Source organism: Pseudomonas sp. AAC, assembly GCF_000725445.1.
Taxonomy (GTDB): Bacteria; Pseudomonadota; Gammaproteobacteria; order Pseudomonadales; family Pseudomonadaceae; genus Pseudomonas; species Pseudomonas citronellolis.
The window spans coordinates 339,952-365,457 of record NZ_KL647100.1 but is presented as its reverse complement, the minus strand read 5'-3'; the positions used below and the strand labels follow the sequence as shown (position 1 = coordinate 365,457).

23 protein-coding genes are annotated in these 25,506 nt (G+C 68.9%); 17 read left to right on the top strand and 6 right to left on the bottom strand.

Going from position 1 to position 25,506, the window contains the following annotated elements; all coding sequences use genetic code 11:
- Nucleotide 1 precedes the first annotated feature (1 nt).
- Together FG99_RS25020 and FG99_RS25015 are read left to right on the top strand one after the other, a co-directional pair.
- Nucleotides 2-1,336, top strand: a complete 1,335-nt coding sequence (locus tag FG99_RS25020; RefSeq protein ID WP_051879236.1) for a type III PLP-dependent enzyme domain-containing protein — start codon at nucleotides 2-4, stop codon at nucleotides 1,334-1,336.
- 12 nt (nucleotides 1,337-1,348) lie between these two features.
- Nucleotides 1,349-2,110: a maleate cis-trans isomerase family protein gene (locus FG99_RS25015; protein WP_009621924.1), complete on the top strand. Its 762-nt coding sequence runs from the start codon at nucleotides 1,349-1,351 to the stop codon at nucleotides 2,108-2,110.
- 23 nt (nucleotides 2,111-2,133) lie between these two features.
- Here the strand turns inward: FG99_RS25015 and FG99_RS25010 are convergent, their stop codons facing one another.
- Nucleotides 2,134-3,036, bottom strand: a complete 903-nt coding sequence (locus FG99_RS25010; RefSeq protein ID WP_009621927.1) for a LysR substrate-binding domain-containing protein — start codon at nucleotides 3,034-3,036, stop codon at nucleotides 2,134-2,136.
- A 173-nt stretch (nucleotides 3,037-3,209) separates the two neighbouring features.
- Between FG99_RS25010 and FG99_RS25005 the strand changes: the two genes are divergently transcribed.
- The 9 genes from FG99_RS25005 to FG99_RS24965 all read left to right on the top strand — a co-directional run bounded on the left by FG99_RS25005 (nucleotide 3,210) and on the right by FG99_RS24965 (nucleotide 13,818).
- Nucleotides 3,210-3,677, top strand: a complete 468-nt coding sequence (locus FG99_RS25005; protein ID WP_043272826.1) for a RidA family protein — start codon at nucleotides 3,210-3,212, stop codon at nucleotides 3,675-3,677.
- 40 nt (nucleotides 3,678-3,717) lie between these two features.
- Nucleotides 3,718-5,064, top strand: a complete 1,347-nt coding sequence (locus FG99_RS25000) for an amidase family protein (protein WP_009621931.1) — start codon at nucleotides 3,718-3,720, stop codon at nucleotides 5,062-5,064.
- A gap of 135 nt (nucleotides 5,065-5,199) precedes the next feature.
- Nucleotides 5,200-5,985 (top strand): SDR family oxidoreductase, encoded by a 786-nt coding sequence (locus FG99_RS24995; protein WP_009621933.1) that lies wholly within the window; start codon nucleotides 5,200-5,202, stop codon nucleotides 5,983-5,985.
- 10 nt (nucleotides 5,986-5,995) lie between these two features.
- Entirely contained in the window at nucleotides 5,996-6,691 is a 696-nt protein-coding gene (locus FG99_RS24990; RefSeq protein WP_009621935.1) for a ribonuclease activity regulator RraA, read from the top strand.
- A gap of 225 nt (nucleotides 6,692-6,916) precedes the next feature.
- Nucleotides 6,917-8,185 carry an MFS transporter gene (locus FG99_RS24985; RefSeq protein ID WP_043272825.1) on the top strand — a complete coding sequence of 423 codons (1,269 nt, stop codon included), beginning with the start codon at nucleotides 6,917-6,919 and terminating at the stop codon, nucleotides 8,183-8,185.
- A 127-nt stretch (nucleotides 8,186-8,312) separates the two neighbouring features.
- Nucleotides 8,313-8,690, top strand: a complete 378-nt coding sequence (locus FG99_RS24980) for an RNA polymerase subunit sigma-24 (protein WP_141766277.1) — start codon at nucleotides 8,313-8,315, stop codon at nucleotides 8,688-8,690.
- 40 nt (nucleotides 8,691-8,730) lie between these two features.
- Nucleotides 8,731-9,147, top strand: a complete 417-nt coding sequence (locus FG99_RS24975; RefSeq protein WP_043272823.1) for an organic hydroperoxide resistance protein — start codon at nucleotides 8,731-8,733, stop codon at nucleotides 9,145-9,147.
- A gap of 108 nt (nucleotides 9,148-9,255) precedes the next feature.
- Complete coding sequence (locus tag FG99_RS24970; protein WP_043272821.1) at nucleotides 9,256-12,123, top strand: ATP-binding protein; 2,868 nt, start codon at nucleotides 9,256-9,258, stop codon at nucleotides 12,121-12,123.
- Between the two features lie 255 nt (nucleotides 12,124-12,378).
- Nucleotides 12,379-13,818: a catalase gene (locus FG99_RS24965; RefSeq protein ID WP_177330920.1), complete on the top strand. Its 1,440-nt coding sequence runs from the start codon at nucleotides 12,379-12,381 to the stop codon at nucleotides 13,816-13,818.
- Nucleotides 13,819-13,909: 91 nt separating this feature from the next.
- On the opposite strand, the gene FG99_RS24960 is transcribed toward FG99_RS24965, so the two are convergent.
- A complete protein-coding gene (locus FG99_RS24960; RefSeq protein ID WP_043272820.1) occupies nucleotides 13,910-14,659 on the bottom strand; it encodes a creatininase family protein in 750 nt (249 codons plus the stop codon).
- Between the two features lie 280 nt (nucleotides 14,660-14,939).
- Between FG99_RS24960 and FG99_RS24955 the strand changes: the two genes are divergently transcribed.
- On the top strand, nucleotides 14,940-16,139 hold the full coding sequence (locus FG99_RS24955; RefSeq protein WP_232245071.1) for an MFS transporter: 1,200 nt from the start codon (nucleotides 14,940-14,942) through the stop codon (nucleotides 16,137-16,139).
- Nucleotides 16,140-16,159: 20 nt separating this feature from the next.
- Here FG99_RS24955 and FG99_RS24950 read toward each other — a convergent pair whose 3' ends face one another.
- Genes FG99_RS24950 through FG99_RS24940 form a run of 3 tightly spaced genes read right to left on the bottom strand, consistent with a single transcriptional unit; the run spans nucleotide 16,160 to nucleotide 19,620 of the window.
- Nucleotides 16,160-16,831 carry a response regulator transcription factor gene (locus FG99_RS24950; protein ID WP_043272819.1) on the bottom strand — a complete coding sequence of 224 codons (672 nt, stop codon included), beginning with the start codon at nucleotides 16,829-16,831 and terminating at the stop codon, nucleotides 16,160-16,162.
- A 27-nt stretch (nucleotides 16,832-16,858) separates the two neighbouring features.
- Complete coding sequence (locus FG99_RS24945; RefSeq protein WP_043272817.1) at nucleotides 16,859-17,230, bottom strand: response regulator; 372 nt, start codon at nucleotides 17,228-17,230, stop codon at nucleotides 16,859-16,861.
- On the bottom strand, nucleotides 17,227-19,620 hold the full coding sequence (locus FG99_RS24940; RefSeq protein ID WP_043272816.1) for a PAS domain-containing protein: 2,394 nt from the start codon (nucleotides 19,618-19,620) through the stop codon (nucleotides 17,227-17,229). The genes FG99_RS24945 and FG99_RS24940 overlap by 4 nt, the downstream gene beginning before the upstream one ends.
- Nucleotides 19,621-19,845: 225 nt before the next feature.
- On the opposite strand from FG99_RS24940, the gene FG99_RS24935 reads away from it, so the two are divergent.
- The 5 genes from FG99_RS24935 (at nucleotide 19,846) to FG99_RS24915 (ending at nucleotide 24,255) form a co-directional block, all read left to right on the top strand.
- Nucleotides 19,846-20,262, top strand: coding sequence for an organic hydroperoxide resistance protein (locus tag FG99_RS24935; protein ID WP_043272815.1), 417 nt, complete (start codon nucleotides 19,846-19,848; stop codon nucleotides 20,260-20,262).
- Between the two features lie 249 nt (nucleotides 20,263-20,511).
- Complete coding sequence (locus FG99_RS24930; protein ID WP_043272814.1) at nucleotides 20,512-21,861, top strand: epoxide hydrolase family protein; 1,350 nt, start codon at nucleotides 20,512-20,514, stop codon at nucleotides 21,859-21,861.
- A 46-nt stretch (nucleotides 21,862-21,907) separates the two neighbouring features.
- Nucleotides 21,908-22,897, top strand: coding sequence for an alpha/beta fold hydrolase (locus FG99_RS24925; protein WP_043272813.1), 990 nt, complete (start codon nucleotides 21,908-21,910; stop codon nucleotides 22,895-22,897).
- A 13-nt stretch (nucleotides 22,898-22,910) separates the two neighbouring features.
- Nucleotides 22,911-23,414, top strand: coding sequence for a cytochrome P460 family protein (locus FG99_RS24920; RefSeq protein ID WP_043272811.1), 504 nt, complete (start codon nucleotides 22,911-22,913; stop codon nucleotides 23,412-23,414).
- A 67-nt stretch (nucleotides 23,415-23,481) separates the two neighbouring features.
- Nucleotides 23,482-24,255: an alpha/beta fold hydrolase gene (locus tag FG99_RS24915; protein WP_043272810.1), complete on the top strand. Its 774-nt coding sequence runs from the start codon at nucleotides 23,482-23,484 to the stop codon at nucleotides 24,253-24,255.
- A 183-nt stretch (nucleotides 24,256-24,438) separates the two neighbouring features.
- On the opposite strand, the gene FG99_RS24910 is transcribed toward FG99_RS24915, so the two are convergent.
- Nucleotides 24,439-25,425, bottom strand: a complete 987-nt coding sequence (locus FG99_RS24910) for an NAD(P)H-quinone oxidoreductase (RefSeq protein WP_043272982.1) — start codon at nucleotides 25,423-25,425, stop codon at nucleotides 24,439-24,441.
- Nucleotides 25,426-25,506: the final 81 nt, after the last annotated feature.

Sequence of the window (25,506 nt, the reverse complement as noted above, 5' to 3'; positions counted from 1 at the left end):
GATGAACGACATCGAGCCGAAACTGCCCGCCGCCTTCGAGCGGGCCATGCAGGCACTGGATGCGCAGCCGGTCGACGGCACCTGCAAGGGCCTGCCGCCGACACTGGCGCCCATCGCGTTCCGCGAGATCGGCCAGCAGGGCTGGAACCTGCTGAACCAGGATCTGGCGTTCCCCGTCGCGGTGCTCAAGCGCAGCGCCGTGCAGAACAACCGCGAATGGATGAAAGCGTTCCTGCGCCATACCGGCGCGCGGATCGCGCCCCACGTCAAGACCAGCATGTCGCCGCAGCTGTTCCAGGCCCAGCTGGAAGACGGCGCCTGGGCGCTGACGGCTGCCACCGCGAACCAGGTGGCGGTCCTGCGCCGCTTCGGTGTGCCGCGCATCCTCATCGCCAATCAGGTGCTCGGCCGGCAGAACGTCGCCCTGCTGTTCGATGAGCTGGCGCGAGAGGAGGGTGCCGAGCTGCTGGTGATAGTCGACTCCGCGTCGTCCCTGGAGGCGCTGCTCGAAGGCGGGCGGGGCAGGGCGCTGAAACGCCGCCTCGGCGTGCTGCTGGAAGTCGGCGCGCCGGGTGGCCGCACGGGCCTGCGCGATGCAGCCGAAGCGCGCGCATTGGCGCAGCGCATCGCTGGCAGCGATATCGTCGAGCTGCGTGGCCTGGAGTCCTACGAAAGCGTGTTCCCCGGGCTGCCGGAGGAAGACAAGCTGCCGCGCATCGAGCGCATGCTCCAGGCCATGCTCGGGCTCGCCAGCGACTGCCTGGCGGCGGGGTGGTTCGCGGCAGGGGAGATCGTGTTGTCCAGCGGCGGGTCGGAATACTTCGACATCGTCGTGAAGCGGCTGAGCGAGTGGCGCGCGCCGCAAGGGCAGGTGGTGGTGATCCGCAGCGGCTGCTACCTCGCCCACGACCACCTGGCCTATGCGCGGGCCTTCGACCGCCTGCTCGCGCGCCAGCCGGAACTGGATGGCATCGCCCCGCACCTGGCGGGGGCGCTGGAGGTGTGGGGCATCGTCCAGTCCCGCCCGGAGCCGGGGACCTTCATCGTCACCGTGGGCAAGCGCGACATCAGCTTCGACTTCGAGATGCCGGTGGCGCGCCTGCATTACCGGCCGGCCTTCGGCCCCCGGCCCAGGGCGCTGGATGCGCAGTACCGGGTGACCCGCCTCAACGACCAGCACGCATTCGTGCAGTGCGACGCGCAGGCCGACGTGCAGGTCGGCGACCTGATCGGCTTCGGCATTTCCCATCCCTGCACCACCTTCGACAAGTGGCAACTGATCCCCGTGGTGGACGATGTCTACGACGTCCGCTCGGCCATACGTACCTTCTTCTGAGCTGGAGCAACGATGAGCGCTGAAATCAACGAAATCCGCATTCCCACCCCCGCCGGCCCCGCCTATGGCGAACAGCTGCGCGTCGGCCTGATCGCGCTGTCCGCCGATGTCGCCATCGAGCGTGACTTCCACCGCATGGCGAATACCGACGAGGTGGCCGTGTTCACCACCCGGATACGGCTTCGCGAGCCGAACACCGAGGAGACCTTCCGCGAACTGGAGCGCGAGCTGCCCAACATCGCGCAGCTCATCCTGCCGCGTTCACGGCTGGACGTGGCGGTGTTCGGTTGCACCGCCGCCTCGATGCTGATCGGCACGCCGGAAGTGGAGGCCGCCGTGCAGCTTGGCCGCGAGGGCATCGCGGTGACCAATCCGGCGATCGCGGTAGTGGAGGCCCTGCGCGCGGTCGGTGCGAAGCGCGTGGCCATGCTGACGCCCTATACGCTGTCGGTGACCGAGGCGGCCGTGGCGTTCTTCGAATCCAATGGCTTGGAGCTAAGCAGCGTGGCGTGCCTGGGCGTCGACCTGGACGACAACCATGCGCGAATCAGCGAGGAGCTGTTGCTGCAACAGGCGCTTGCGCTGGATTGGCAAAGCGCGGACGCGATCTTCCTGTCGTGCACCGCCATCCGTTCGTTGAACGTGATCGAAAGGCTCGAACGGGAAACCGGCAAGTTCGTCATCTCAAGCAACCAGGCCACCTTCTGGCATGCCCTGCGCCTGGGCAAGGCTGCTGCGCCGGTGAAGGGCTTCGGCCGGCTGTTCGAGCACTGAGCCGGAGCCCTGGGCGGCGCAAGTCAGTCGCGAGCCGGCTTGCCTGCGTCGCGCTTCACTTCCTTGAGCATCCAGTCGCGGAAGGTCAGCACGGTGTTGCTCGGTACCTTGCGGTGCAACAGCAGGTAGTTGCCATCGCATTTGACGCCGATGTCGGACAGCACCACCAGGTTGTTCTGGGCGATGTCTTCGCGCACCAGCTCCACCGGGCACAGGGCCACGCCGTGGCCGGCGATGGCGGCGGTGCTCATCAGGTTGAAATCTTCGTAGACGATGCCGGCCAGCGGGGCGTTGAGCTCGACGCCGGCGGACTTGAACCAGGAGGCCCAGACCTCGCGGTCGTTGTCGTGCAGCAGCGGTACGCGGGCGATCTTCTCCGGCGTCGAGAGGTCGCCGTAGCGGGCCACGAAGGCGGGGCTGCACAGGGGGCGGGATTCACCGGAAAAGAGTTCGACGCCCACTTCATTGGCCGCGACGGGGTGTGCCTGGTAACGGATCACGACATCGCAGTCACTGCGCATCTCGAATATTTCATGGGGCGCGTAAATGACCCGGATATCGATATCCGGATGGGCCGCCATGAACTTCGGCAGTCGCGGAATGAGCCAGCGTGAAGCGAATGAGGCAACCGAGGCGACGGACAGTGTCTTGCCTTTCTTGGAGCGGATTATTTCATCGCAGAAGTTCTCGATCTGCTGGAATGAATCCGTTAGTAGATTTGAGAGTTGTTCGCCAATCGGCGTGGGCACTATCCCGCGTCCGACGCGCTGCACCATCTGCACGCCGAAGTGGTCCTCGAGCTGCTTGATCTGGTGGCTGATGGCCGGATGCGTGACGTTCAGCTCGGCCGCGGCCTTGGTGACGCTGCGCAGGCGCGCCGCGGCCTCGAAGGCGCGGAGGCTGGCGAGCGGAGGAATGCTGGGCATTTCGGAGTCCCTCTTGCACGAGGCTGAGATGTTAGTTTGATTTACAGGTTAGATGAAAAGAGTAACTTGTATCAAGCCTCGGATTGAAAGAATCTAGCGTCGAAAGTTCAGCTGTTAGTGTCGCTCTAAAGTTTGAGTTTTATTGCTGCTTATAATATTCCGAGAGAGTCGAAATGAGTGATTCGAATTCCATTTACGGACGCATCGAAGAAGCCGGTATCGTATTGAGCCCGCCGGGTATTCCGGTGGCCGCTTATGTGCCTTTCGTGGAATCGGGAAAGTTGCTGTTCCTGTCCGGGCATATCGCCAAGCAGAAGGGCCAGCCCTGGGTGGGCCAGTTGGGCACGGACATGGACACCGAAACCGGCATCCGCGCGGCGCGTAACATCGCCATCGACGTGCTGGGCACCCTGCAGGCGGCGACCGGGGACCTCAACCGCATCGCGCGTATCGTCAAGGTACTCTGCCTGGTCAATAGCGGTTCGCAGTATCGGGAACACCACATCGTCGCCAACGGCTTCTCGGAAACCCTCGAACACATCCTCGGCGCGCCGGGCAAGCATGCCCGCAGCGCCTTCGGCGTGGCGCAGATCCCCAGCGGCGCCTGCGTCGAGGTGGAGTTGGTCGCAGAACTGCGCTAGGCGCATTCCGGTACCCGGTCTGAAGGAAGTCGAGGAACCCATGGCTACGTTGGCAGAAACATCCCGCGCCCTCGAACGGGGCGAAACGACGGCGCTGGCGCTGGTGACTGCGGCGCTGGAAAGGGCCCGCAGCAGCGCTCACGTGTTCACCGAGCTCTTCGCCGCGGAGGCCCTGGCGCAGGCCAGCGCCGCCGATGCCCGGCGCGCCCGGGGCCAGGCGCTGAGCGCGCTGGACGGCATACCGCTGGCGATCAAGGACATCTTCGACGTGCGCGGCAGCCGGACGCTCGCCGGCTCCCTGACCCGCCGCGAGGTGCCGCCGGCGCAGGCCGATGCCGCGGTGGTGGCTGCCCTCAGGGCCAACGGCATGATTGCCCTGGGCAAGACCAACCTGAGCGAGCTGGCGTTCTCCGGGCTGGGCCTCAACCCGCACTTCGGCACGCCCACCCCGGATTTCCCGGGCGTCGAGCCCAGGGCCCCCGGCGGTTCGTCGGCGGGCTCGGCGGTGGCGGTGCAGCGCGGCATCGTCAGCGCCGCGCTGGGCAGCGACACCGGCGGATCGGTGCGGGTGCCGGCGGCCTTCAACGGGCTGGCGGGGTTCAAGAGTTCGCCAGAACGTTACCCGATGGTGGGCGTGCATCCGCTGGCCCGCAGCCTCGACAGCCTTGGCCCCATCGCGCGTACCGTGGGCGACTGCGTACTGCTCGACGCCGCGATGCGCGGGCTGCGTGCGCCGTTGATCGAGGCGGCGCCCCTCGCGGGCAGCCGGCTGGTCATCGAGGCGGGCATTCTCGACGACGGCGGCATCGAGCCGGCGGTGCGCTGCAATTTTCTAACGCTGATGCGGCACCTGCAAGCGCAGGGCGCCAGGCTCGAATGGCGGCGGCTCGCGGCGGTGGCGGAGGTGCGCCAGCTGATTCCACGCGATGGCTGGCTGGGCGCCATCGAAGGCTGGGATTTCCTCAAGGACCTGGTCAGCGGTCCGCAGGGCGGCGTCATCGACCATCGGGTCAGCAGCCGCCTGCGCAGCGCGGCGGACATTCCCGCGCAGCGGGTGGCGGCGATCCGCGCGGCCCGCCAGCGCCTGCTGCAAGCCATCGCCGCCGAGCTGGACGGCGCCTTCCTGGCGATGCCGACGGTCAGGCACGTCGCGCCGCCACTGGCACCGCTGGAACGGGACGACGCGCTGTTCGCCACGACGAACATGGCCACGCTGTCCCTGACCATGATCGGCAGCTTCCTCAACATGCCGGGCGTGGCCATCCCCTCCGGCGTCGATCCCCAGGGGCTGCCGACCTCGGCGCTGATCTCCGCGGTCCAGGGCCGCGACGACGAGGTTCTGGCCCTGGGCCTGGCGGTGGAAGCGGCCTTCGCCGAGCACCGCTGAAACAGGGTTTTTCCGATTCACGCCCGGGCCTGCGGCCCTGGCGCAGGCGTGCGGCTGCCCGCGGTTCGGGGCGGCCGGCGTCCACCCATTACCCAAGGCGCCCGCAGGGCGCGCGAACCAGAAAGAGGGCAAGGCATGGATCTTCAATTGAAAGGCAGGACCGCGTTGGTACTGGGCGCCGGAGGAGGGCTGGGCGGCGCCATCGCACGCACCCTGGCTGCGGAAGGGGCGAACCTGGTGGTCGCCGACATCGACCCGCAGGCGGCCAGGGCCACCCTGGATGCGCTGCTGTCCGCTGGCGCCCAGGGCATGGCGCTCACCTGGGACCTCGGCGACCTCGCCCAGGTGGAAGGCCATGCCGCAGCGATCGAGGCGCGCTTCGGTGGTGTCGACATCCTCGTCAACAATACCGGCGGCCCGCCGCCGACGCCGGTCGCCGGCCAGGATCCGGTGCTGTGGCAGAAGCAGTTCCAGGCCATGGTGCTGTCGGTGATCGCCATCACCGACCGGCTGCTGCCGGGCATGCGCGAGCGCCAGTGGGGGCGGATCATCACCAGCGCCTCGTCGGGCGTGGTGTCGCCGATTCCCAACCTGGGCATTTCCAATGCCCTGCGCCTATCGCTGCTGGGCTGGTCGAAGACCCTCGCCCGGGAAGTCGCCCGCGACGGCATCACCAGCAACATCATCCTGCCGGGAAGGATCGCCACCGACCGCATCCGCTTCCTCGACCAGAAGAAGGCCGAGCGGGAAGGGCGCAGCGTGGAAGAAGTATCCCGCGAGAGCACCGACTCCATCCCCGTGGGCCGCTACGGCGAACCCCAGGAATACGCCGACACGGTGGCCTTCCTCGCCAGCGCTCGCGCTTCCTACATCACCGGTTCCGTCATCCGTGTGGATGGCGGGCTGATCTCCAGCATCTGAGGACATGGCGATGACACTCGATCCTTCCATCCGCGAGATTCTCAGCGGCATCTCCACCGCGACGCTGACCACCGTACTGCTGAAGAAGGGGCTGCGTAACGTCTGGCTGCGCGGCACCCGGCCAATCCGCCCGGGCCAGCCGCGCCTGGTCGGGCGGGCCTTCACCCTGCGCTTCGTGCCGGCCCGCGAAGACCTGGCGACGCCCGAATCCTGGTCCTCGCCGATCTCCACCCGCGCGGCGATCGAAGCCATGCCGGAGGGCTGCATCGCCGTGGTCGACGCCATGGGCGTCACCGATGCCGGCATCTTCGGCGACATCCTCTGCGCGCGCATGCACAAGCGCGGTGTGGCCGCCTTGATCACCGATGGCGTGGTGCGCGACGTCGCCGGTGTGCTCGGCACCGGCCTGCCGGTCTGGTGCCAGGGCGTGGCGGCGCCGCCGTCGGTGGCCGGGCTGACCTTCGTCAACTGGCAGGAGGCGATCGCCTGCGGCGGTGTCGCGGTATTCCCGGACGACGTGATAGTCGTCGACGACGACGGCGCGGTGCTCATTCCCAAGGGGCTGCTGGAAGAGGTGGTGGAAATCGCCGCCGAACAGGAGCGCCTGGAGGGCTGGATCATGCAACAGGTGGATGCCGGCGCCTCGCTGCCGGGCCTGTACCCACCGAACGCGGAAAACCGCGCGCGCTACGAAGCCGAGAGATAATCCGCCGCCTGTCTCGCCGGCTCGCCCGGCGGGGTTCCACCCGGGGCGCCCACAAGGCGGCCCGGCGTTTGCCTTCATCCCATCCGCGGCCATTCGCTGCCCGGCTATCCGCCGGCTTGGCGTCCGGCCCGCCGGGCAGAGTAGATTCCTCCCGGTGATCCAGGGGGCCGTCATCGCGGCCCCTTTTCCGCTTCGAACCTCCTTTCCAACGGGTTGCTCAGAACAATGACAATACGCAACGACACCGGAATCGCGCGCAGGATCCGCCATGCGCGCCTGGCCACCATCCTGGGCTTCATGATGATCGGCGGCATGATGTACATCTGGTCCACAGGCGTCAGCGCCTTGCGCCACCAGCTAGGTCTGGCGGGCAGCGCCGGCGACCTGAACTACGGCATGATCGCCTTCGGCATCGGGGCCGGGGCGGCGGCGGGCGCGCTGTTCACCGGCCGCCTGCTGGACCGCTTCGGCGCGCGCAAGGTCGTGCGCGTCGCGGTGATCCTCTATCCGCTTTCGATCATTCCCCTGGGCTTCGCCAGCGAATTCTGCTTCGCACTGTCCGTCGGCGTGCTGCTAGGCGTATTCCGCGGTGCCACCGAGACGGCGCTGAACGCCCATGGCGTGCAGGTCGAGCGCTTCTACGGCCGGCCCATCATGTCCAACTTCCACGCCTGTTTCTCCCTCGGAGGCTTCCTGTTCGGCATGCTGGGCAGCTATTTCGCTGGCCTGCAGCCACAGAGCGCCCTGTACCCGTTCGCGATCACGGGGACGCTGCTGTTGCTGCTCAGCCTCGCGTTCAGCGGTTTCATGCTGGAGAAGGACGAGGTGCTGGCGCAAACCCAAAGCGGGCACGCTACAGCGCTGCCCGCCGAGCCTGGCGAAGGGCGCCCGTTCCTGCTGATGCTCGGCTTCGGCCTGCTGCTGCTTGCGGTCATGGTGGGAGAGGGCGCGGTGGGCGACTGGGGCCAGGAGTTCATCCACCGCGAACTGGGTGCGACCACGGCCTTCGCCGGACTGGCCATCAGTTGCTTCACCGGCGCCGAATTCATCGGGCGGCTGATCGGCGACCGCCTCACCCAGCGTTTCGGCGCCGCACGGGTGGTCATGGCCAGCGGCGCGGTGTCGCTGGCCGGCCTGGTTCTCGCGCAACTCGGCGACGCCCTGCTCGCCCTGGCCGGGTTCGCGTTGTTCGGGCTGGGCATGTCCTGCCTGGCCCCGCTGTTACTGTCCAGCGCCGGCCGCAAGAACCCGCGCAACGCCGGCCGGAATATCGGCATCGTCAACTGCGTGGGCTTCTCCGGCATGCTGGTCGGGCCGGCCGGCATCTCGCTGGCGGTCGATCACTATGGCCTGGACGTGCTGCTGTTCTTCCCTATGGCGCTCATGCTGCTGATGACGCTCGTCGGCCCCAGGCTGGTCGGGAGCCGCACGCCCCCGGCAGCGGAGCCGGTGCCCCGGGGCCGCACCCGCCTAACAGGCGCTAACAGCATATAACGGGCGACTTTGGCACTCCTGCCCCATTCTCATGAGCAGTCCCTGTCCTCGCGCCGACGCGCGGGACAGTCAATGCAGGGCTGCTTGGGAAAGGGAGGTTGGGCGGATGACTGAAGGTATCGGCTGCATGAGCCTGGCAGGGCGCTGCAGCAATGCGGAATTCGGTGCATTGCTGGTCCAGGCGCAACAGGGCGGCGGCGAGGCGTCGCCGCGCCTGCTCAAGGCGTTGGTTCCGCTGCTCGTGGCGTTCTTCGAAGGGCAGGTACAGGCCGGGCGGATGCGCGGGGAAGACCTCGGCGAGGTCCTGCGGGCTACGTTGAAGGCCGTGGATTCACAGCGTGCCAGCTATGACCCCGCGGGCCCTTTCCGTGCCTGGCTGCTGGATATCGCCCGGCAGGAGCTGGGCGAATACCAGCGGCGCTCAGCGGCGCAGGTGGTGTTGCCCCAGGCCGACGCCAGGCAACGCCTTTCCCGCACCAGTCGCAAGTGCGCGCGGGTGCTCTGAATCGCCGGGCCCGCCGGTCATCGTTCGTCAGGAAGTACCGATGCAGTCGATCGAGAAGGTTCTCTACACCGCGCACACCCGCACCCTCGGCGGCCGCGACGGCATCGCGCGCAGCGACGATGGCCGCCTGGACCTGCGCTTTTCGCCGCCGGGCGCGCCGGGGCAGGGCACCAACCCGGAGCAGCTCCTGGCCGTCGGCTGGTCGGCCAGTTTCATCGGTGCGCTGCGGCATGCCGCCAACGCCCGGAAAGTCCCGTTTCCCCCCGATGCCACGGTGGAGGCGGACGTGGACCTGGTGCATGGCGAGCACGGCTTTTTCCTGCGGGCGCACCTGGCCATCTCGCTGCCCGGCGTCGAGGCGGAGCTGGCCCGCTGCCTGCTGGACGCCGCCCGGCAGAGCTGCCCGTTCACCAAGGCCACCCGCGGCAACATTCCGCTGCTGCTGAGCCTGCAGTAGACAGGTGCGCATCCTGTGGCGGCGTCCACACGGCCGCTACAGGATGTGCTTGATTGCCCGAGCAAAACGCCTATCCTCGTAGGATTTCCGAGCCCGAGAGAATTTCCCGTGGAGTCCGTAACGGACGCATTGCACGATTCCTTTGACCCGTCCCTCGAGTTCGGTCCCTTCCGCGTCATGCCCGGCAAGCGCCTGCTCAGCCGCGATGGCGAGCCGGTGGAGATCGGCGGCCGCGCCCTCGACCTGCTCATCGCCCTGCTGGAGAAGCCGGGCCAGGTGCTGTCCAAGCGCGAGCTGATCAAGCGCGTCTGGCCCGATGTAGTGGTGGAAGAGGGCAGCCTGCGCTTTCATATGAACAGCCTGCGCCGCGCGCTCGGCGACGGCGAGCAGGGCGCGCGCTACATCGCCACCCAGGTCGGCGTCGGCTATGCCTTCGTCGCCCCGGTGAACCGGCGCCCGGCCCTGGACGCAGCGCCTTCGGCCGCCCCCGTGGCGCCGCTCGGCGAAAGCGTGGGCGGCCTGCCGCCGCGGGCTAGATTGTTCGGCCGCGAGGCGGACGTGGCCCTGGTGCTGGAGCGCCTGGCGCAGCCGCGGCTGTTCACCATCGTCGGCACCGGCGGCGTCGGCAAAACCAGCCTGGCCGTCGAAGTGGGCCACCGCGCCGCCGGCGAGCGCCTGGAGCCGGTGCGCTTCGTCGACCTGGCGCAGGTCGAGGACGCGGCGCTGGTGCCTTCCGCCCTGGCCGCCTCGCTGGGCATTCCCGTGCAGGTCGAGGACCCGCTGTTCGTGCTGCTCGCCCACCTGCGCGGGCAGCGGCTGCTGCTGATCATCGACAACTGCGAGCACCTGGTGGACGCGGTGTCCGCCGTTGCCGAGCGCATCGGCGAGGCCGCGCCCGGCGTCGCGCTGCTGGCCACCAGCCGCGAGCCGCTGCGGGTGCGCGGCGAGCAGGTGCACTGGCTGGGGCCGCTGGGCTTTCCAGCCGACAGTGAGGGATTGAGCCTGGAGCAACTGCTGGCATTCCCGGCGCTGCGGCTGTTCGTCGAACGGGCGAAGGCCGGCAACGCCTCGCTGGCGCTGGAGGAGGGCGACGCCCAGCTGGTCGCCGACATGTGCCGGCGCCTGGACGGCATGGCGCTGCCGATCGAGCTGGCGGCGATGCGCGCTGCCAGCCACGGCGTCAAGGCCACCCACGCCCTGCTGGGCGAACGTTTCTCGCTCGGCTGGGCCGGCTGGCGCACCGCGCAGCCGCGCCACCAGACGCTGCGAGCGATGCTCGACTGGAGCTACGACCTGCTCAGCGCCCCGCAGCGCCTGGTGTTCGACCGCCTGGCGGTGTTCGTCGGGCCGTTCTCGCTGCAGGCGGCCTCGCAGATCGTCGCCGATGCCCGGATCGACGAGCTGGAAGCCGCCGCCACCCTGGACGAACTCGCCGCCAAGGGGCTGGTGACGGTCGACCGCAGCGAAACGACGGTCACCTACCGCCTGCTGGAGATGACCCGCGCCTACGTGCGCGACAAGCTGCCGGCCCACGGCGCGGCCGAGATGCACAGCCTCGGCTTCCGCCATGCGCTTTTCTACCTGAAGCTGCTGGAGGGCCTGGGCAGCTCGCCGGAAGACATCTTCGACGGTTGCGCGCGCCTGGCCAGCCAGCTCGGCAACATTCGCAGCGCCCTGGAATGGAGCTTCGGCCCCCAGGGCGACCCCGGCCTGGCGCTGCCCCTGGCGGCGGCCAGCGCGCCGCTGTTCCTGCACTTCTCGCTGCAGGTGGAATGCCGCACCTGGTGCGCGCGGGCCACCGAACTGCTGGAGCTGGGCTACCACGGCACGCCCACGGAAATGGAACTGCAGGCCGCGCTGGGCCTGGTGCTGATGTTCACCCGCGGCAACAGCGGCGCGGCGGAAACCGCCTTGCTGCGGGCCCTGGACATCGCCGTGGCGCTGGACGACCGCTGGGCGCAGCTGCGCCTGCTGGGCCGCCTGCAGATTTTCTACGAGCGCATCGGCGACTTCGCCTCGTCGCTGGCCTGGGCCGAGCGCGCGCTGGCGATCGGCGACAGCCTGGGCGAGCCGGAGGCCATCGCCGTCGCCGCCTCGCTGGCGGGGATTTCCCACCACCTGCTGGGCGACCAGCGCCTGGCGCGCCAGGAACTGGAGCGCTCCCTGCGCAACAGCCTGCCCTCCGAGCGCAGCCGGACCCTGCACTACGGCTTCGACCACTACAACCGCACCGGCCTGGCGCTGGCGCGTACGCTGTGGCTGCTGGGCTTCCCGGACCAGGCGCGGCGCCTCGCCACGCAAGTGGAGGCGGAGGCCGCGGAGCTGAAGCACCCAGCCACCTACTGCATCGCCCTGGTGTGGACGCTGTGCATCCACATCTGGAACGGCGACCTGGCGCAGGCCGAGGCGAGCCTGCAGGCCTTCAGCCAGATCGCCCACGCCAATGCCTTCGCCCCGTACGTGGCGGCCTCGCTGGGCCTGCGCGGGGCCATCGCCATCCGCCGCGAGCAGCCCGGCGACGCGGTGCCGCTGCTGGAGGAGAGCCTGTCGCGGCTGCAGGGCATGCGCTACGAGCTGCTGACCACCTCGTTCGAGATTTCCCTGGCCGAAGGCCTGATCCTCGATGGGCAATACGCGCGGGCCCTGGCGGTGATCCAGCGCAGCGTCCAGCACTGCCGGCGCAGCGGCGATGCCTTCGCCCTGCCGGAACTGCTGCGCTTGCAGGCCCAGGTGCTCAAGGCGCTGGGCGAGGGCGCCGCGGCGGTCGATGCAGTGCTCGACGAATCGCTGACCCTGGCGCGCCAGCAAGGCGCGCGGGCCTGGGAGCTGCGCGCGGGCATGGACCGCGCGAAGCTGCACCTGGAGCAGGGGCGCAACGCGGAAGCGGCGCAGTTGCTCGATGCCTGCGCGCTCAGCGAAGGCTTCGACAGCCTGGACATGCGCCAATTGGCGCAGTTGCGCCAGCGGCTGGGCTGAGGCGGGTAGGGCGCACACTTCTGCACGTTGCAGAAGAGTGCGCCCTATATAACGAAACAGAACTGTTTACCTTAACTGGCCACTGTATTCATATCCCGCCTGTTTATTCTTTTTTATCCGGCACCGGAAGGCTTCGCACAACTTTCCTATTACCGGGCGACACCTTCGTATCATGGTTGGCGGTTGCATAACTTGGTTTGATGGGTTGGCGTTTCCCATTGTTTGTTCATTGCGCCAATCATCCAGGACAAAACCATGAAAAAGCTCACGACAGCCGCTGGTGCGCCGGTGGTCGACAACAACAATTCGCAGACCGCAGGCCCCAGGGGCCCGGTGCTGCTGCAGGACGTCTGGCTGCTGGAAAAGCTCGCGCACTTCGACCGCGAGGTGATTCCCGAGCGGCGCATGCACGCCAAGGGCTCGGGCGCCTATGGAACCTTCACCGTCACCCACGATATAAGCCGTTATACCAAGGCCCGGCTGTTTTCCGAGATCGGCAAGAACACCGAAGTTTTCGTGCGCTTTTCCACCGTGGCCGGGGAACGCGGCGCCGCCGATGCCGAGCGCGACATTCGCGGGTTCGCCATAAAGTTCTATACCGAACAGGGCAACTGGGACCTGGTGGGCAATAACACGCCGGTATTCTTCCTGCGCGATCCGTTGAAGTTCCCCGACCTCAATCATGCGGTCAAGCGCGACCCACGCACCCATCTGCGCAGCGCCGAAAACAACTGGGACTTCTGGACCCTGCTGCCCGAAGCCCTGCACCAGGTCACCATCGTCATGAGCGACCGCGGGCTGCCCCGCTCGTACCGGCACATGCACGGCTTCGGCAGCCACACCTTCAGCTTCATAAGTCCGCGGAACGAGCGCTCCTGGGTGAAGTTCACCTGGAAGACCCAGCAGGGCATCGAGAACCTCACCGACCAGCAGGCCGAAGCCCTGGTCGGCCGCGATCGCGAAAGCGCCCAGCGCGACCTGTATGGCAGCATCGAGGAAGGCCGCTTCCCGCGCTGGACGCTGTATGTGCAGATCATGCCGGAGGCGGACGCGGCGACCTGCCCGATCAACCCCTTCGACCTGACCAAGGTCTGGCCGCACGGCGATTACCCGCTGATCGAAGTCGGCGTCCTCGAACTCAACCGCAACCCCGCGAACTACTTCGCCGAGGTGGAGCAGGCGGCCTTCAGCCCGGCCAACGTGGTGCCCGGCATCGGCTTCTCGCCGGACAAGATGCTGCAGGCGCGGCTGTTCTCCTATGGCGATGCGCAGCGCTACCGCCTGGGCGTCAACCATCACCAGATTCCGGTGAACGCGCCGAAGTGTCCGTTCCACAGCTATCACCGAGACGGGCAGATGCGCACCGACGGCAACGCCGGCAGCACCCTGGGCTACGAGCCCAACAGCTATGGGCAATGGCAGGAGCAGCCGGACTTCAGCGAACCACCGCTGGCGCTGCAAGGCAGCGCGGGCCACTGGGACCATCGCGAAGACCAGGACTATTTCTCCCAGCCCGGCGCGCTGTTCCGCCTGATGACTTTCGAGCAGCAACAGGCGCTGTTCGACAACACCGCGCGCTCGATCCAGGGCGCCTCGGCGCAGACCAAGCAGCGGCATATCGATAACTGCAGCAAGGCGGATCCGGCGTACGGCGCGGGCGTGGCAAGCGCCATCGAACGGCTGGGCCGGGCCTAGTGCCCGGGGCAGAAGCGGCAGCGGCCGCTTCTGCTTCCCATAGAAAAGGCCGCGCGCCCATCCATGGGCGCGCGGCCGGTTCGCAGCGGATCTAGCCCGGAATCGACTCGTCGCCGAAGGCCTGGACTTCTTGCACCAGGCCCTGGGCGGCCAGGGCCACCAGTTGCCGGCCCTTTTCGATGGAGGCTTGCGCCGGGTCCGAGCCCATGCGGCCGTCCGGGTGGCGCGCGCGGAAGTCGAGCGCTTCGCGGATGGGGCCCCAGTTGGCGATCCGTGGCGAATACTCGGCGGACTTGATGAAGTCCGGATAGGCCCACTGGGTCACGGCGACCTCGGTGGGCGTGGCATGGATGCCGTGGCCCGTGGGGAACTGCTCCCGCGCCAGGGCATCGACGCCTTCCAGGTCCCACCAGTTGCACAGCTTCAGGGCGAAGCCGGCGCGGCGCCGGGCGAAACTCGCTTCGGCATAGAGTTCCGAGAAGGCCGCTTCGATCGAGGCGATGTTGCCGCCGTGGCCGTTGAGAAAGAAGATTTTCTCGAAGCCGTGGCCGGCCAGCGAGCGCACCCAGTCGCCGATGGCGGCCATGAAGGTCGAGGGCCGCAGCGAGATGGTGCCGGGGAAGCCCAGGTGGTGCTGGGCCATGCCGATGTTGAAGGTCGGGGCGATGAGGATGTCCGCCAGTTTCTGCGCCTCGCCGGCGATGATCTCCGGGCACATCCAGTCGGTGCCCAGCAGGCCGGTGGGGCCGTGCTGTTCGTTGGAGCCGATGGGGATGACGATGGTGCGGCTGCGTTCGAGAAACTGGCCGATCTCGGCCCAGGTCGATAGATGCAGGAACATCTGGGGGCTCTCCTTGGAAAGGTTCCTGGCGGAACCCGGTGGGTGGGGTTCGAGGCGCGGGGCCCTGTCTGTAGCGGCCGGGACGTAATATGCTTCCGGCCCTGCATTCGGCGCCGCTTGCGCAGGTCGATCAAAGCACCCGGATGCCGCTTCGGCGATTGCACGATGGTGTCGGTCGATACTTAGGTATGCACGCAAGGGCATGGCCGAGCAGCGCTTCGAACCGCGCGTCAAAAAGGAAACAGGCTGCGTGCCCAAGGCTATGAACAACAATGCTGCAATGGCCCCGTCCCCGTGGGGCGTCGTCTGCCTGTGCATGCTCTTCAACGTGATCGACGGGCTGGACGCGATGGCCATGGCCTTCACCGGCGGCAGCGTTTCGGCGGAGTGGGGGCTGAGTGCGACCCAGCTCGGCGCGCTGCTCAGCGCCAGCCTGGTGGGCATGGCCTGCGGCTCCTTCATCAGCCCCCGGGCGGACCGCTACGGGCGCCGGCCCTTGCTGCTGGCGGGCCTTTCGCTCAGCGGCATCAGCATGCTGCTGTCGTTCTGCAGCCCGAACCACCAGGTGCTGATGCTTCTGCGCATGCTGACCGGCGTCGGCACCGGCGCGGTGCTGGTGGGCGCCAATGTGCTGGCCCATGAGTACACCGGGGCGCATCGGCGTAGCCTGGCCATCGCCCTGCAATCCCTCGCCTTCGCGCTGGGCGTGAGCCTGGGCGGCCTGCTGGCCCACCTGTTCAACGAGTGGCTCGGCTGGCGCTACGTGTTTCTAGCCGGCGGCGTGGCCACGCTCGCGGCCGTGGCCGCGGGTGCGCGCTGGCTGCGCGAGTCGCCGGAATTCCTGGCGCTCGACCAGCAAGCCCGGTTGCGGCCAGCGCGAGGCGTGGAATACCGGCAGCTGTTCGCGCCCGGCCAGTGGCAACTGACCGCTTCGCTGGCCCTGGCGCTGTTGCTGCTGATGTTCGGCTACTACTTCGTGATGAGCTGGACGCCGACGCTGATGCTGCACAACGGCTTTTCCGAAAAGCAGGGCTCCACCGGCGGGCTATTGCTGGGCCTCGGCGGCATGCTCGGCGCCTTGCTGGTGGGCCTGGCGGCGAATCGCGCAGGGGGCCGCCAGCTGTTGCTGGGCCCGCTGCTGCTCAATGCCGTGCTGATGACGCTGCTGGTGCCGGCCACCCGCGTCTCGCCGCTGGCCATCGCCGTGGGCTTCGGCGCGGGGCTGTCGCTCAATGGCGCCATCGCGGCGCTCTTCATCCTCGCGCCCCAGGCCTTCTTCACCGCGATTCGCACCAGCGGCGTGGGCCTGGTGCTGGCGACCGGGCGCCTGGGGGCGATCCTGTCACCGGCCATCGCGGGGGTGCTGCTCGATGCCCAGTGGAGCACGCAGGACCTGTTCGACTTCTTCGCCGGCAGCCAGCTGCTGGCGGCCCTGCTGGTCTGGCTGGGCTGCCGGCGGCCGCTGTCGGTCCCGGCCTGAGCCCGGGCGGCGAGGGCGCCTCAGCGCTCGCCGTCGGGGGCGATCTCCAGCAGCGCCGCCATCTTCACCAGGTCCGGCAGCGAGCGCGCCTTCATCTTGCGCATGGCCCGGCCGCGATGGGCCTTGACGGTGATCTCGCTGATGCCCAGGTCGGCGGCCACCTGCTTGTTCAGGCGCCCGGCGACCACCATGCGCAGCACGTCCCGTTCGCGCGGCGTGAGGCTGGCGTAGGCGGCGCGCAGGGTGCGCAGCCTTTCCTGCTGCTGCAGGGCCACGCGGCTGTGCGCCAGGGCCTCGGCGATGGCGAGCAGCAGGGTGTCGTCGTCGAAGGGCTTGGTGAGGAATTCCACCGCGCCGGCCTTCATGGCGCGCACTGTCAGCGGGACGTCGCCGTAGCCGGTGATGAAGATGATCGGCATGGCCGGGCGCTCGCCGGCCACGCTGCGCTGCAGGTCCAGCCCATTGAGGTCGGGTAGGTTGACGTCCAGCACCAGGCAGCTGGGCACCAGGGCCGCGGGCTGGTCGAGGAAGGCCCGGGCGGAGTCGAACAGCACCGGTTGCCAGCCGGCGAAGCGGATCAGCAGCTCCAGCGACTCGCGCACCGAGACGTCGTCGTCGACCACGTAGACCAGCGGCGTGGCGTCGGCCTGTGGCCGGGTTCCCCCCTGGGGGGCAGGGACAGCGTTCAACATGCCTGGTTCTCCTGGTGGCCTGCGGCGTCAGCCGACCGGCAGCGCGGCGCTGAGCGCCTTGAGCAGTTCCGCCTCGCTGAAGGGCTTCAGCAGGCAATCCACGGCGCCCTGGGCGATCAGGCGCGGGCGGGTGGCCGCGTCGCCATGGGCGGTGATGAAGATGATGGGGATGCGCCAGCCGCGCCGGGCCAGCTCCTTCTGCAGCTCCGGCCCGGACATTTCCGGCATGGCCACGTCGAGGATCAGGCAGCGCGTCTGCGCGAGGCAGCCCGAGTCGAGGAAGGCCAGTGCCGAGGCGAAGGCCTGCACGGCGAAGCCGAACTCGCGCAGCAGGTCCGGCAGCGATTCGCGCACGGACTCGTCGTCATCCACCAGCGACACGAGCAAAGGCGTGGTCATCGGGCGTTCCCCCTGGCGTGGTCGTCGTCGGCGTCGGCGGCCGGCAGCGGGATGGAAAAGATGAAGGTCGCGCCGGGGCCGTCGTGAGCCGTGGCCCAGATCCGCCCGGCATGGTGTTCGATGATGGAGCGGCTGACCAGCAGGCCGATGCCCATGCCGGCGCGCTTGGTGGTGTAGAAGGCGTCGAACAGCCGGTGGGCGTCCTGCGGGGGGAAGCCGTTGCCGTTGTCGCGCACTGCCAGGAACACGCTGGAGTCCAGGTCGTAGCCGCTGCTGATGCGCAACTGCCGCGGGCGGCCGTGCACCTCGGCCAGGGCGTCCATGGCGTTGATGATCAGGTTGAGGATCACCTGCTGCAGTTGCACGCGGTCGCCGGGCACGGGCGGCAGTTGCTCGTTGAACTGCGGCAGCACGGCCACGCCGTTGCGCTGCAGTTCGTTCTGCAGCATGGCGAGCACTTCCCGGGCCGCCGCGTTGAGGTCCACCGGCTCGCTGGCCACCCCGTCCTTGGCGAACAGCGCGCGCAGGCGCTTGATCACGTCGGCCGCGCGGTTGCCGTCGCGGATGGTGCGCCGCGCGGTCTCGCGGGCGCCGTCGACGTTGGGCGGAGTGGCGCCGAGCATGCGCAGGCAGGTGCTGGCGTTGGTGATGATGCCGGCCAGCGGCTGGTTGACTTCATGGGCGATGGACGCGGTGAGCGCCCCCAGGCTGGCGACCCGGGCCACGTGCGCCAGCTCGGCGCGGACCCGGCCCAGGGCCTCGTCGGCGAGGCGGCGCTGGGTGACGTCCTGCACGGCGGCGATGTATTCCAGGGCGCCGTCGGCGTCGCGTATCGCCTGGGCCACTATGTGCACGTGGCGGACCACGCCGCCGGGCAGCAGCAGCCGGTGCTCGTGTTCGAAGTCGCGGGCGGCGTGGCGCTGGCGCTGGAACACCTCGTCGAGGCGGGAGAGGTCGTCGGGGTGGACGCGCGAGTAGACCAGCTCGAAGCTCGGCGTCAGGCCCGGGTCCAGGTCGAGCAGGCGGTAGATCTCGTCGGACCAGGCGATCTCGTCGTTGTCCACGTGCCAGGAGAAGGTGCCGGTCAGGCTGATGCGCTGGGCCTTGGCGAGGAAGGCCTCGCTCTGCTTGAGCGCGGCCTCGCCGCGGGCACGCTCGATGGCGATGCTGGCCAGCTGGCTGAACTGCGCGATGCGGTTGCGCTGCGCCTCGTCGGGCTGCCAGGCGTGGCGGAAGAACAGCGAGAGGACGCCGCTCACTTCGCCGCCGGTGGCGATCACCGGCGTCGCCCAGCTCGCCCGCAGGCCGTGGGCCAGGGCGGCGGCGCACCAGGCGGGCCAGCGCGTTTCGGCGGAGAGGTCGGCCACCACCAGAGTTTCGCCGCCGAGCACTACCAGGGATTCAGGGCTGCTGCCGGCGTCCACCGCCTGGCCGTCGCTGGCCATGAGGCCCGGCGGCAGCCCGGGGCCGGCGCCGGGTTGCAGGCGCAGCTCGCCCGGTGCCTGCACGGCGCGGCGGCTGCGGCGGGGCGCGACCAGGGTGATGCCGCACAGGCAGTCGTCGAGGCTGGCTTCCACCAGTTGGCACAGCGCTTCGAGCACCAGGGGCAGGGCGGCGGCGCCGGCCATCAGGCTGTGCAGGCGTTTCTCGCCGGCCAGCAGCAGCTCGGCGCGCTTGCGTGCGTCGATGTCGGTGTTGCCGCCGTACCACTTGAGCACGTGGCCGGCTTCGTCGCGCTGCGGCACGGCGTGGATCAGGAACCAGCGGTAGCTGCCGTCGAAGCGCCGCAGGCGGGCCTCGAACTCGCCCGCAAGCCCGGCGGCCAGCAGGCCCTGCCAGTAGGCGCCCAGCGCCGGCGCGTCGCCCGGGTGCACGGCGTTCATCCAGCCGGTGCCGCGGGCCTCGTCGGGAGTCATGCCGGTGTAGTCGAACCAGCGCTGGTTGAGGAACTCGACGCTGCCGTCGGGCGCGGTGCGCCAGACGAAGCCGGGGATGCTGTCGATGAGCGCGTCCAGGGCCGGGGTGCTGGTGGTCGCCGGGCCCGGGCCGAGGTCCTCGATGTCGATGGCCAGGCCGCACCAGGTGCCGGCGGCGGCGTCGAGGCGCTCGACGCGCAGCAGGAAGCGCCGGTAGGCGCCGTCGAAACGCCGCAGGCGCGCCTGCATGTCCTGCGCCTGGCCTGTGTGAAGGATGGCGGTCCAGCGTTGGATCAGCGCCGGCAGGTCGTCGGGGTGCACCACCGACTGCCAGCCATCGCCCAGCGCCGCGTCGGCGCAGTGGCCGGTGTACGCGCACCAGGGGCGGTTGACGGAGTCGACCCGGCCGTCGGCAGCGGCGGTCCAGGCCAGGCCGGGCAGCCTGTCGACGACAGGGCCGGGTTCGTTGTGCATACCGATCCTCTCTCGGCGGTAGCCGTTTCGCGAGCATGCGCCACCTTGGCGGAGCTGCCCATCATACCTTGGTGTCGGCTGGGCGAAAGCGCCGTCGTTGACGGGGCAGGGGGTTGCGTGGGGGCGCTCGATACCTTCGTGCAATCGTCCCCGGCGGCCAGCCTCTGCTCTGATCGGCGGCACATACCGAATCCGGTATGCACGAGCACATGCCAGGAGGCAGCCATGACCACCGAAACCGTTCTCTACACCGCCAGGGTCCACACCACCGGGGCCCGCGACGGCGGCACCTCGCGCAGCGACGACGGGCGCCTGGACATCCGCCATTCGCTGCCCGGCACGCCGGGCACCGGCACCAATCCGGAGCAGTTGTTCGCCGCCGGCTGGTCGGCCTGCTTCGAAGGCGCGCTGGGCCTCGCCGCGCGGCGGAAGAAGATCGCCCTGCCGGCCAACCTGGCCATCGACGCCGAAGTGGAGCTGTGCCAGGGCGGCGAAGGCTACTTCCTGCGGGCGCGCCTGCAGGTCAGCCTGCCGGGGCTGGAGCGGGACGCCGCCCTGGACCTGATCGAGACGGCCCACCAGACCTGCCCCTATTCGAAAGCCACCCGCGGCAACATCGACGTCGCGCTCTCGCTCGCCTGAGCGAGCCCGCTGCGGCCACGCCAGGCCGGCGTGGCCGCAGCGTCCCGGCGCCGGCGGGCGAACGATACGAAGGTATCGACCGACACCTTCGTGCAATCCCCAGGCCCGCCGACCTTTGTTCTGATCGATGCCACAGGTTGCGCAGCGCCTCCGAAGCGGGGCGGGCGCGACCGACAGTGGCCAGGTTCGCGCTTCGCCGAGGGCGAACGATTGCGTCCACGCCCCGGCCCCCACTCAAGGAGATCGACCATGCTCGCAGCATCGCACCCACGGAAGACTCAGCACCTGTTCACCCGTTCGCTCCTGGCCGGCGCCGTCGGCCTGTTCCTCCTCGGCGGCAGCCACGCGCACCTGGCGCCGCTGGCCCTGGTCGCGTCCGCCAACGCCACGGCGAGCGAGGACGACAGCGTCCGGCCGTACCGCATCGAGGTGCCCCAGGCGCAACTGGACGACCTGCGCCGGCGCATCGCCGCCACCCGCTGGCCGGACAAGGAAACCGTCGCCGATGCCTCCCAGGGCGTGCAGCTGGCCAGGCTGAAGGCGCTGGTCGACTACTGGGGCAACGGCTACGACTGGCGCAAGGCCGAGGCGAAGCTCAACGCCCTGCCGCAGTTCGTCACCCGCATCGACGGCGTGGACATCCAGTTCATCCACGTGCGCTCCCGCCAGCCCCACGCCATGCCGCTGATCCTCACCCACGGCTGGCCCGGCTCGCCGCTAGAGTTCCTCAAGACCATCGGCCCGCTGACCGACCCCACCGCCTACGGCGGCAAGGCCGAGGACGCCTTCGACGTGGTGATCCCGGCGATCCCCGGGCACGGCTTCTCCGGCAAGCCGACCGAGCTGGGCTGGAACCCCGACCGGGTGGCCCGGGCCTGGGACGTGCTGATGAAGCGCCTGGGCTACCGGCAGTACGTATCCCAGGGCGGCGACCACGGCTCGGTGATCTCCGACGCCCTGGGCCGCCTGGCGCCGCCCGGGTTGCTGGCCATCCACCTGAACATGCCGGCGACCATCCCGGCGGAGCTGGTCAAGCCGATCAACAGCGGCGACCCGGCGCCCAGCGGCCTGTCCGCCGACGAGCGCGCCGCCTACCAGGCGCTGAGCACCTTCTTCGGCCGTAACGCCGCCTACGGCGCGATGATGGTGACGCGCCCGCAGACCATCGGCTACTCCCTGGCCGACTCGCCGGCCGGCATGGCCGCCTGGATGTACGAGAAGTTCGCCGCCTGGACCGACAGCGGCGGCGAGCCGGAGCGCGTGCTCAGCCGCGACGAGATGCTCGACGACATATCCCTCTACTGGCTGACCAACACCGGCGCCTCGTCCTCGCGCTTCTACTGGGAAAACAACAACAACAATTTCAGCGCCGCCGCGCAGAAGACCGCGCAGATCAAGGTGCCGGTGGCCATCAGCGTGTTCCCCGGCGAAATCTACCGCGCGCCGAAGAGCTGGGCGCAGCGCGCCTATCCCTCGCTGGACTACTTCCACGCGGTGGACAAGGGCGGCCACTTCGCCGCCTGGGAGCAACCGCAGCTGTTCAGCGAGGAGCTGCGCGAGGCCTTCCGCCCGCAGCGCGCCTCGCTGGCCGAGCGCTAGACCGAAGCCCCGCCGATTCCCGGCACACAGCAAGGGAGAACCCCTGATGAACCCGTTCAAGTACAAAGCCCTGGGCGCCTCGGTGCTCGCATTCGCCCTGGCGAACCTCGCCGCCCCGCTGGCGCAGGCCGCGGACGACGCGTTCGGCGCGCTGCGCCACGTGGATGCGGGGCTGCTGAAGGTGGCCTACGCCGAAGCCGGCCCCGCCGACGGCCCGGCGGTCATCCTGCTGCATGGCTGGCCCTACGACATCCACAGCTACAGCGAAGTGGCGCCGCAGCTGGCGGCCAAGGGCTACCACGTGCTCATCCCCTATGCCCGCGGCTATGGCGACACCCGCTTCCTCTCCGCCAAAACGCCGCGCAACGGCGAGCCGGCAGCCCTGGCGGTGGACGTCGTCGACTTCATGGATGCGCTGAAGATCAAGCGCGCGGTGCTCGCCGGCTACGACTGGGGCGCGCGCTCGGCCGACATAGTCGCGGCGCTGTGGCCGGAGCGGGTGAAGGCCCTGGTCTCGGTCAGCGGCTACCTGATCGGCAGCCAGGCGGCGGGCAAGGCGCCGCTGCCGCCCAGCGCCGAACTGCAGTGGTGGTACCAGTTCTACTTCGCCACCGAGCGCGGCCGCGAAGGCTACGACAAGTACCGCCACGAGTTCGCCAAACTGATCTGGCAGCTGGCCTCGCCCAAGTGGAACTTCGACGACGCCACCTTCGAGCGCAGCGCGGCGGCGCTGGACAACCCTGACCAGGGCCCCATCGCCATCCACAACTACCGCTGGCGCCTGGGCCTGGCCGAGGGCGAGGCACGCTACGCGGAACTGGAGAAACGCCTGGCGGCCTTCCCCACGATCGGCGTGCCGACCATCACCCTCGAAGGCGACGCCAACGGCGCGCCGCACCCGCCGGTCGAGGCCTACGCCAAGCGCTTCAGCGGCAAGTACGAGTACCGCCTGATCAAGGGCGGCATCGGCCACAACCTGCCGCAGGAAGCGCCCCAGGCCTTCGTCCAGGCGGTGGTCGACGCCGACCACCTGTGAGCGGAGCGCAGCCATGACACCCAGACTCACCGCACTCGCCGCGACGCTCCTGGCGCTTGCCCTGGCCAGCGGCGCCAGCGCCGACCCGGCGCCCGCCGCGGACGCCTCGCCGATCTACGGCGTGCGCATGCCCGAGGGCTACCGCAACTGGCAGTTGGTGGCCCCGGCGCAGGAAGCGGCGCCGCTGAACGAGCTGCGCGCCGTGCTCGGCAACGACATCGCCATGCGGGCCTACCGCGAGGGCAAGCTGCCGTTCCCCGACGGCAGCGTGCTCGCCAAGCTGGCCTGGAAGCACGTGCAGTCGCCGGAGTTCGAGCCGGCCTCGATCCCCGGCGCGGCCACCACCGTGCAGTTCATGGTCAAGGACTCGAAAAAGTACGCGGCCACCGGCGGCTGGGGCTTCGCCCGCTTCATCGACGGCAAGCCGGCCGACGAGGCGCAGCACCAGACCTGCTACGCCTGCCACCAGGCGCGGGTGAAGAACCATGACCTGGTGTTCACCCGCTACGCGCCCTAGCGCCGATTCCCCATCACCGGCCGGGGCCGCGCGCCCCGGCCTCATTCCCCTGCAAGGAGAATCTCCGATGAAAAGAACCCTCGGTGCCCTGGCCTGCGCCGCCGGCCTGCTCATGGCCGCCGGCGCGTCCGCCGCCGCGAAACCCACCGTGGTGCTGGTCCACGGTGCCTTCGCCGACGCCTCCAGCTGGAACGGCGTGACGCGCATCCTAGAACACGACGGCTACACCGTGGTGGCCGCCGCCAACCCGCTGCGCGGCGTCGCCAACGACGGCGCCTACGTCGCCAACATCCTCGCCAGCCTGAAGACGCCGGTGGTGCTGGTCGGGCACTCCTACGGCGGCAACGTCATCAGCGCCGCGGCCAGCGACGCCGGCAACGTCAAGGCGCTGGTCTACGTCGCCGCCTTCGCCCCGGAGGCGGGGGAGAGCGCCGCCGACCTGGCCGGCAAGTTCCCCGGCAGCACCCTCGGCCCGACCCTGGCGCCGCCGGTTGCGCTCAGCGGCGGCGGCAAGGACCTGTACATCCAGCAGGACAAGTTCCACGCCCAGTTCGCCGCCGACGTGCCCGCTGCGCAGGCCAAGCTGATGGCCGCCGCCCAGCGCCCGGTCACCGAGGCCGCGCTGAACGAGAAGGCCGGCGCCGCCGCCTGGCAGCGCATCCCCTCGTGGTTCGTCTACGGCGACCAGGACCGCAACATCCCCCCGCAGGCCCTGGCCTTCATGGCCCAGCGGGCCCACGCGAAAGACGTCGAAGTGGTCCGCGGCGCCTCCCACGTGGTGATGGTCTCGCATCCCGATGCGGTGGCGCGCTCGATCGAGAAGGCTGCGGCTTCGCTGTAAAGGTTCGCTCGGCCGGTGACGGCGCTGGCCACTCCTTGCGGAGCGGCCAGCGACACCCAGATTCGCTGGCCCCTGGTCTTTCCCGCGCAGGCTCCGGGAAACGGCGTCGCTATGAGATGCAGGGAAAAGGAGATAGCGGGGAGACCGGCCTCGCCGAGGTTTCATGGCGAGCCGGTCGGATCGTCAAGGCTGGCTTGCGAGAACGATCTTGCCGATATGCAGGCCCGAGTCCATCAACTCATGGGCTGCACTTGCCTGCGTCAGGCCGAAGACCTTGAAAACCAGGGGCTTGACCTCGCCCTTGCGGACATGGGGCCAGACCTGGCTCTCGAGCTCATCGATGATCGCCTTTTTCTCGTCGTGGCTTCGAGAACGCAGGGTCGAGCCGATATGCGTCAGGCGCTTCACCAGCATCTGGAAGTAATTGACGGTAGCCGCGGGCCCCTTGACCAGCCCGATCTGAACGATCCGGCCGTTCATGGCCGCTGCCTGGAAGTTTCGATCGACGTAGTCCCCGCCGATGATGTCGACCACCACGTCGACGCCGCGCCCCCCGGTCTCGCGCAGGACCTCTGCCACGAAATCCTGCCGGGTGTAGTCGATGGGGTGATCCGAGCCCAGGGACCGGCTGGCAGCCTGCTGTTCCTCGTTCTTCACTGTGGTGAAAATCTGCGAGGCGCCGAAAGCCCTGGCCAGCATGGTGGCCGTTGTGCCAATGCCGGAAGCGCCACCATGGATCAGCACCGCTTCCCCGGCCTTGAACTGCCCTCGCTGGAACAGGTTGGTCCAGACGGTCATGAAGGTTTCCGGCAAGGCCGCCGCTTCTTCCAGGCTCAAGCCTTCGGGCAGGTGGAGGGTGGTGCGCTCGTCTGCAGCGGCGTACTGGGCATAGCCGCCACCGGGAACCAGGGCCATCACCTTGTCACCAATGGCGAAATTGCTTACCTCGGCGCCCAGCGCCACGATTTCGCCGGATATTTCCAGCCCGGGAATATCCGAGGCGCCAGGCGGCGGAGCATAGAGGCCTTTGCGCTGGAGGACGTCGGGCCCATTCACGCCGGCGGCATGCACCTTGATCAGCACTTCCCTTTCGCTCGGGCGGGGAGTGGGCCGCTGGACCGGGACCAGAACATCCGGTCCTCCCGGGTGGCTGATCTCAATGGCTGTCATGTGGGAGGGAATGTTGGGCGCGTTCATATTGCGAACCTCGGTATAAGCATTGACGCAGCGTGGAAATGGCCGATCTGATCG

What these genes read in the sequence shown, in the direction of transcription:
- FG99_RS25020 (WP_051879236.1), top strand. Translation starts at nt 2, where the DNA reads ATGAACGACATCGAGCCGAAACTGCCCGCCGCCTTCGAGCGGGCCATG.
- FG99_RS25015 (WP_009621924.1), top strand. Translation starts at nt 1,349, where the DNA reads ATGAGCGCTGAAATCAACGAAATCCGCATTCCCACCCCCGCCGGCCCC.
- FG99_RS25010 (WP_009621927.1), bottom strand. Translation starts at nt 3,036, where the DNA reads ATGCCCAGCATTCCTCCGCTCGCCAGCCTCCGCGCCTTCGAGGCCGCG.
- FG99_RS25005 (WP_043272826.1), top strand. Translation starts at nt 3,210, where the DNA reads ATGAGTGATTCGAATTCCATTTACGGACGCATCGAAGAAGCCGGTATC.
- FG99_RS25000 (WP_009621931.1), top strand. Translation starts at nt 3,718, where the DNA reads ATGGCTACGTTGGCAGAAACATCCCGCGCCCTCGAACGGGGCGAAACG.
- FG99_RS24995 (WP_009621933.1), top strand. Translation starts at nt 5,200, where the DNA reads ATGGATCTTCAATTGAAAGGCAGGACCGCGTTGGTACTGGGCGCCGGA.
- FG99_RS24990 (WP_009621935.1), top strand. Translation starts at nt 5,996, where the DNA reads ATGACACTCGATCCTTCCATCCGCGAGATTCTCAGCGGCATCTCCACC.
- FG99_RS24985 (WP_043272825.1), top strand. Translation starts at nt 6,917, where the DNA reads ATGACAATACGCAACGACACCGGAATCGCGCGCAGGATCCGCCATGCG.
- FG99_RS24980 (WP_141766277.1), top strand. Translation starts at nt 8,313, where the DNA reads ATGAGCCTGGCAGGGCGCTGCAGCAATGCGGAATTCGGTGCATTGCTG.
- FG99_RS24975 (WP_043272823.1), top strand. Translation starts at nt 8,731, where the DNA reads ATGCAGTCGATCGAGAAGGTTCTCTACACCGCGCACACCCGCACCCTC.
- FG99_RS24965 (WP_177330920.1), top strand. Translation starts at nt 12,379, where the DNA reads ATGAAAAAGCTCACGACAGCCGCTGGTGCGCCGGTGGTCGACAACAAC.
- FG99_RS24960 (WP_043272820.1), bottom strand. Translation starts at nt 14,659, where the DNA reads ATGTTCCTGCATCTATCGACCTGGGCCGAGATCGGCCAGTTTCTCGAA.
- FG99_RS24955 (WP_232245071.1), top strand. Translation starts at nt 14,940, where the DNA reads ATGGCCCCGTCCCCGTGGGGCGTCGTCTGCCTGTGCATGCTCTTCAAC.
- FG99_RS24950 (WP_043272819.1), bottom strand. Translation starts at nt 16,831, where the DNA reads ATGTTGAACGCTGTCCCTGCCCCCCAGGGGGGAACCCGGCCACAGGCC.
- FG99_RS24945 (WP_043272817.1), bottom strand. Translation starts at nt 17,230, where the DNA reads ATGACCACGCCTTTGCTCGTGTCGCTGGTGGATGACGACGAGTCCGTG.
- FG99_RS24940 (WP_043272816.1), bottom strand. Translation starts at nt 19,620, where the DNA reads ATGCACAACGAACCCGGCCCTGTCGTCGACAGGCTGCCCGGCCTGGCC.
- FG99_RS24935 (WP_043272815.1), top strand. Translation starts at nt 19,846, where the DNA reads ATGACCACCGAAACCGTTCTCTACACCGCCAGGGTCCACACCACCGGG.
- FG99_RS24930 (WP_043272814.1), top strand. Translation starts at nt 20,512, where the DNA reads ATGCTCGCAGCATCGCACCCACGGAAGACTCAGCACCTGTTCACCCGT.
- FG99_RS24925 (WP_043272813.1), top strand. Translation starts at nt 21,908, where the DNA reads ATGAACCCGTTCAAGTACAAAGCCCTGGGCGCCTCGGTGCTCGCATTC.
- FG99_RS24920 (WP_043272811.1), top strand. Translation starts at nt 22,911, where the DNA reads ATGACACCCAGACTCACCGCACTCGCCGCGACGCTCCTGGCGCTTGCC.
- FG99_RS24915 (WP_043272810.1), top strand. Translation starts at nt 23,482, where the DNA reads ATGAAAAGAACCCTCGGTGCCCTGGCCTGCGCCGCCGGCCTGCTCATG.
- FG99_RS24910 (WP_043272982.1), bottom strand. Translation starts at nt 25,425, where the DNA reads ATGACAGCCATTGAGATCAGCCACCCGGGAGGACCGGATGTTCTGGTC.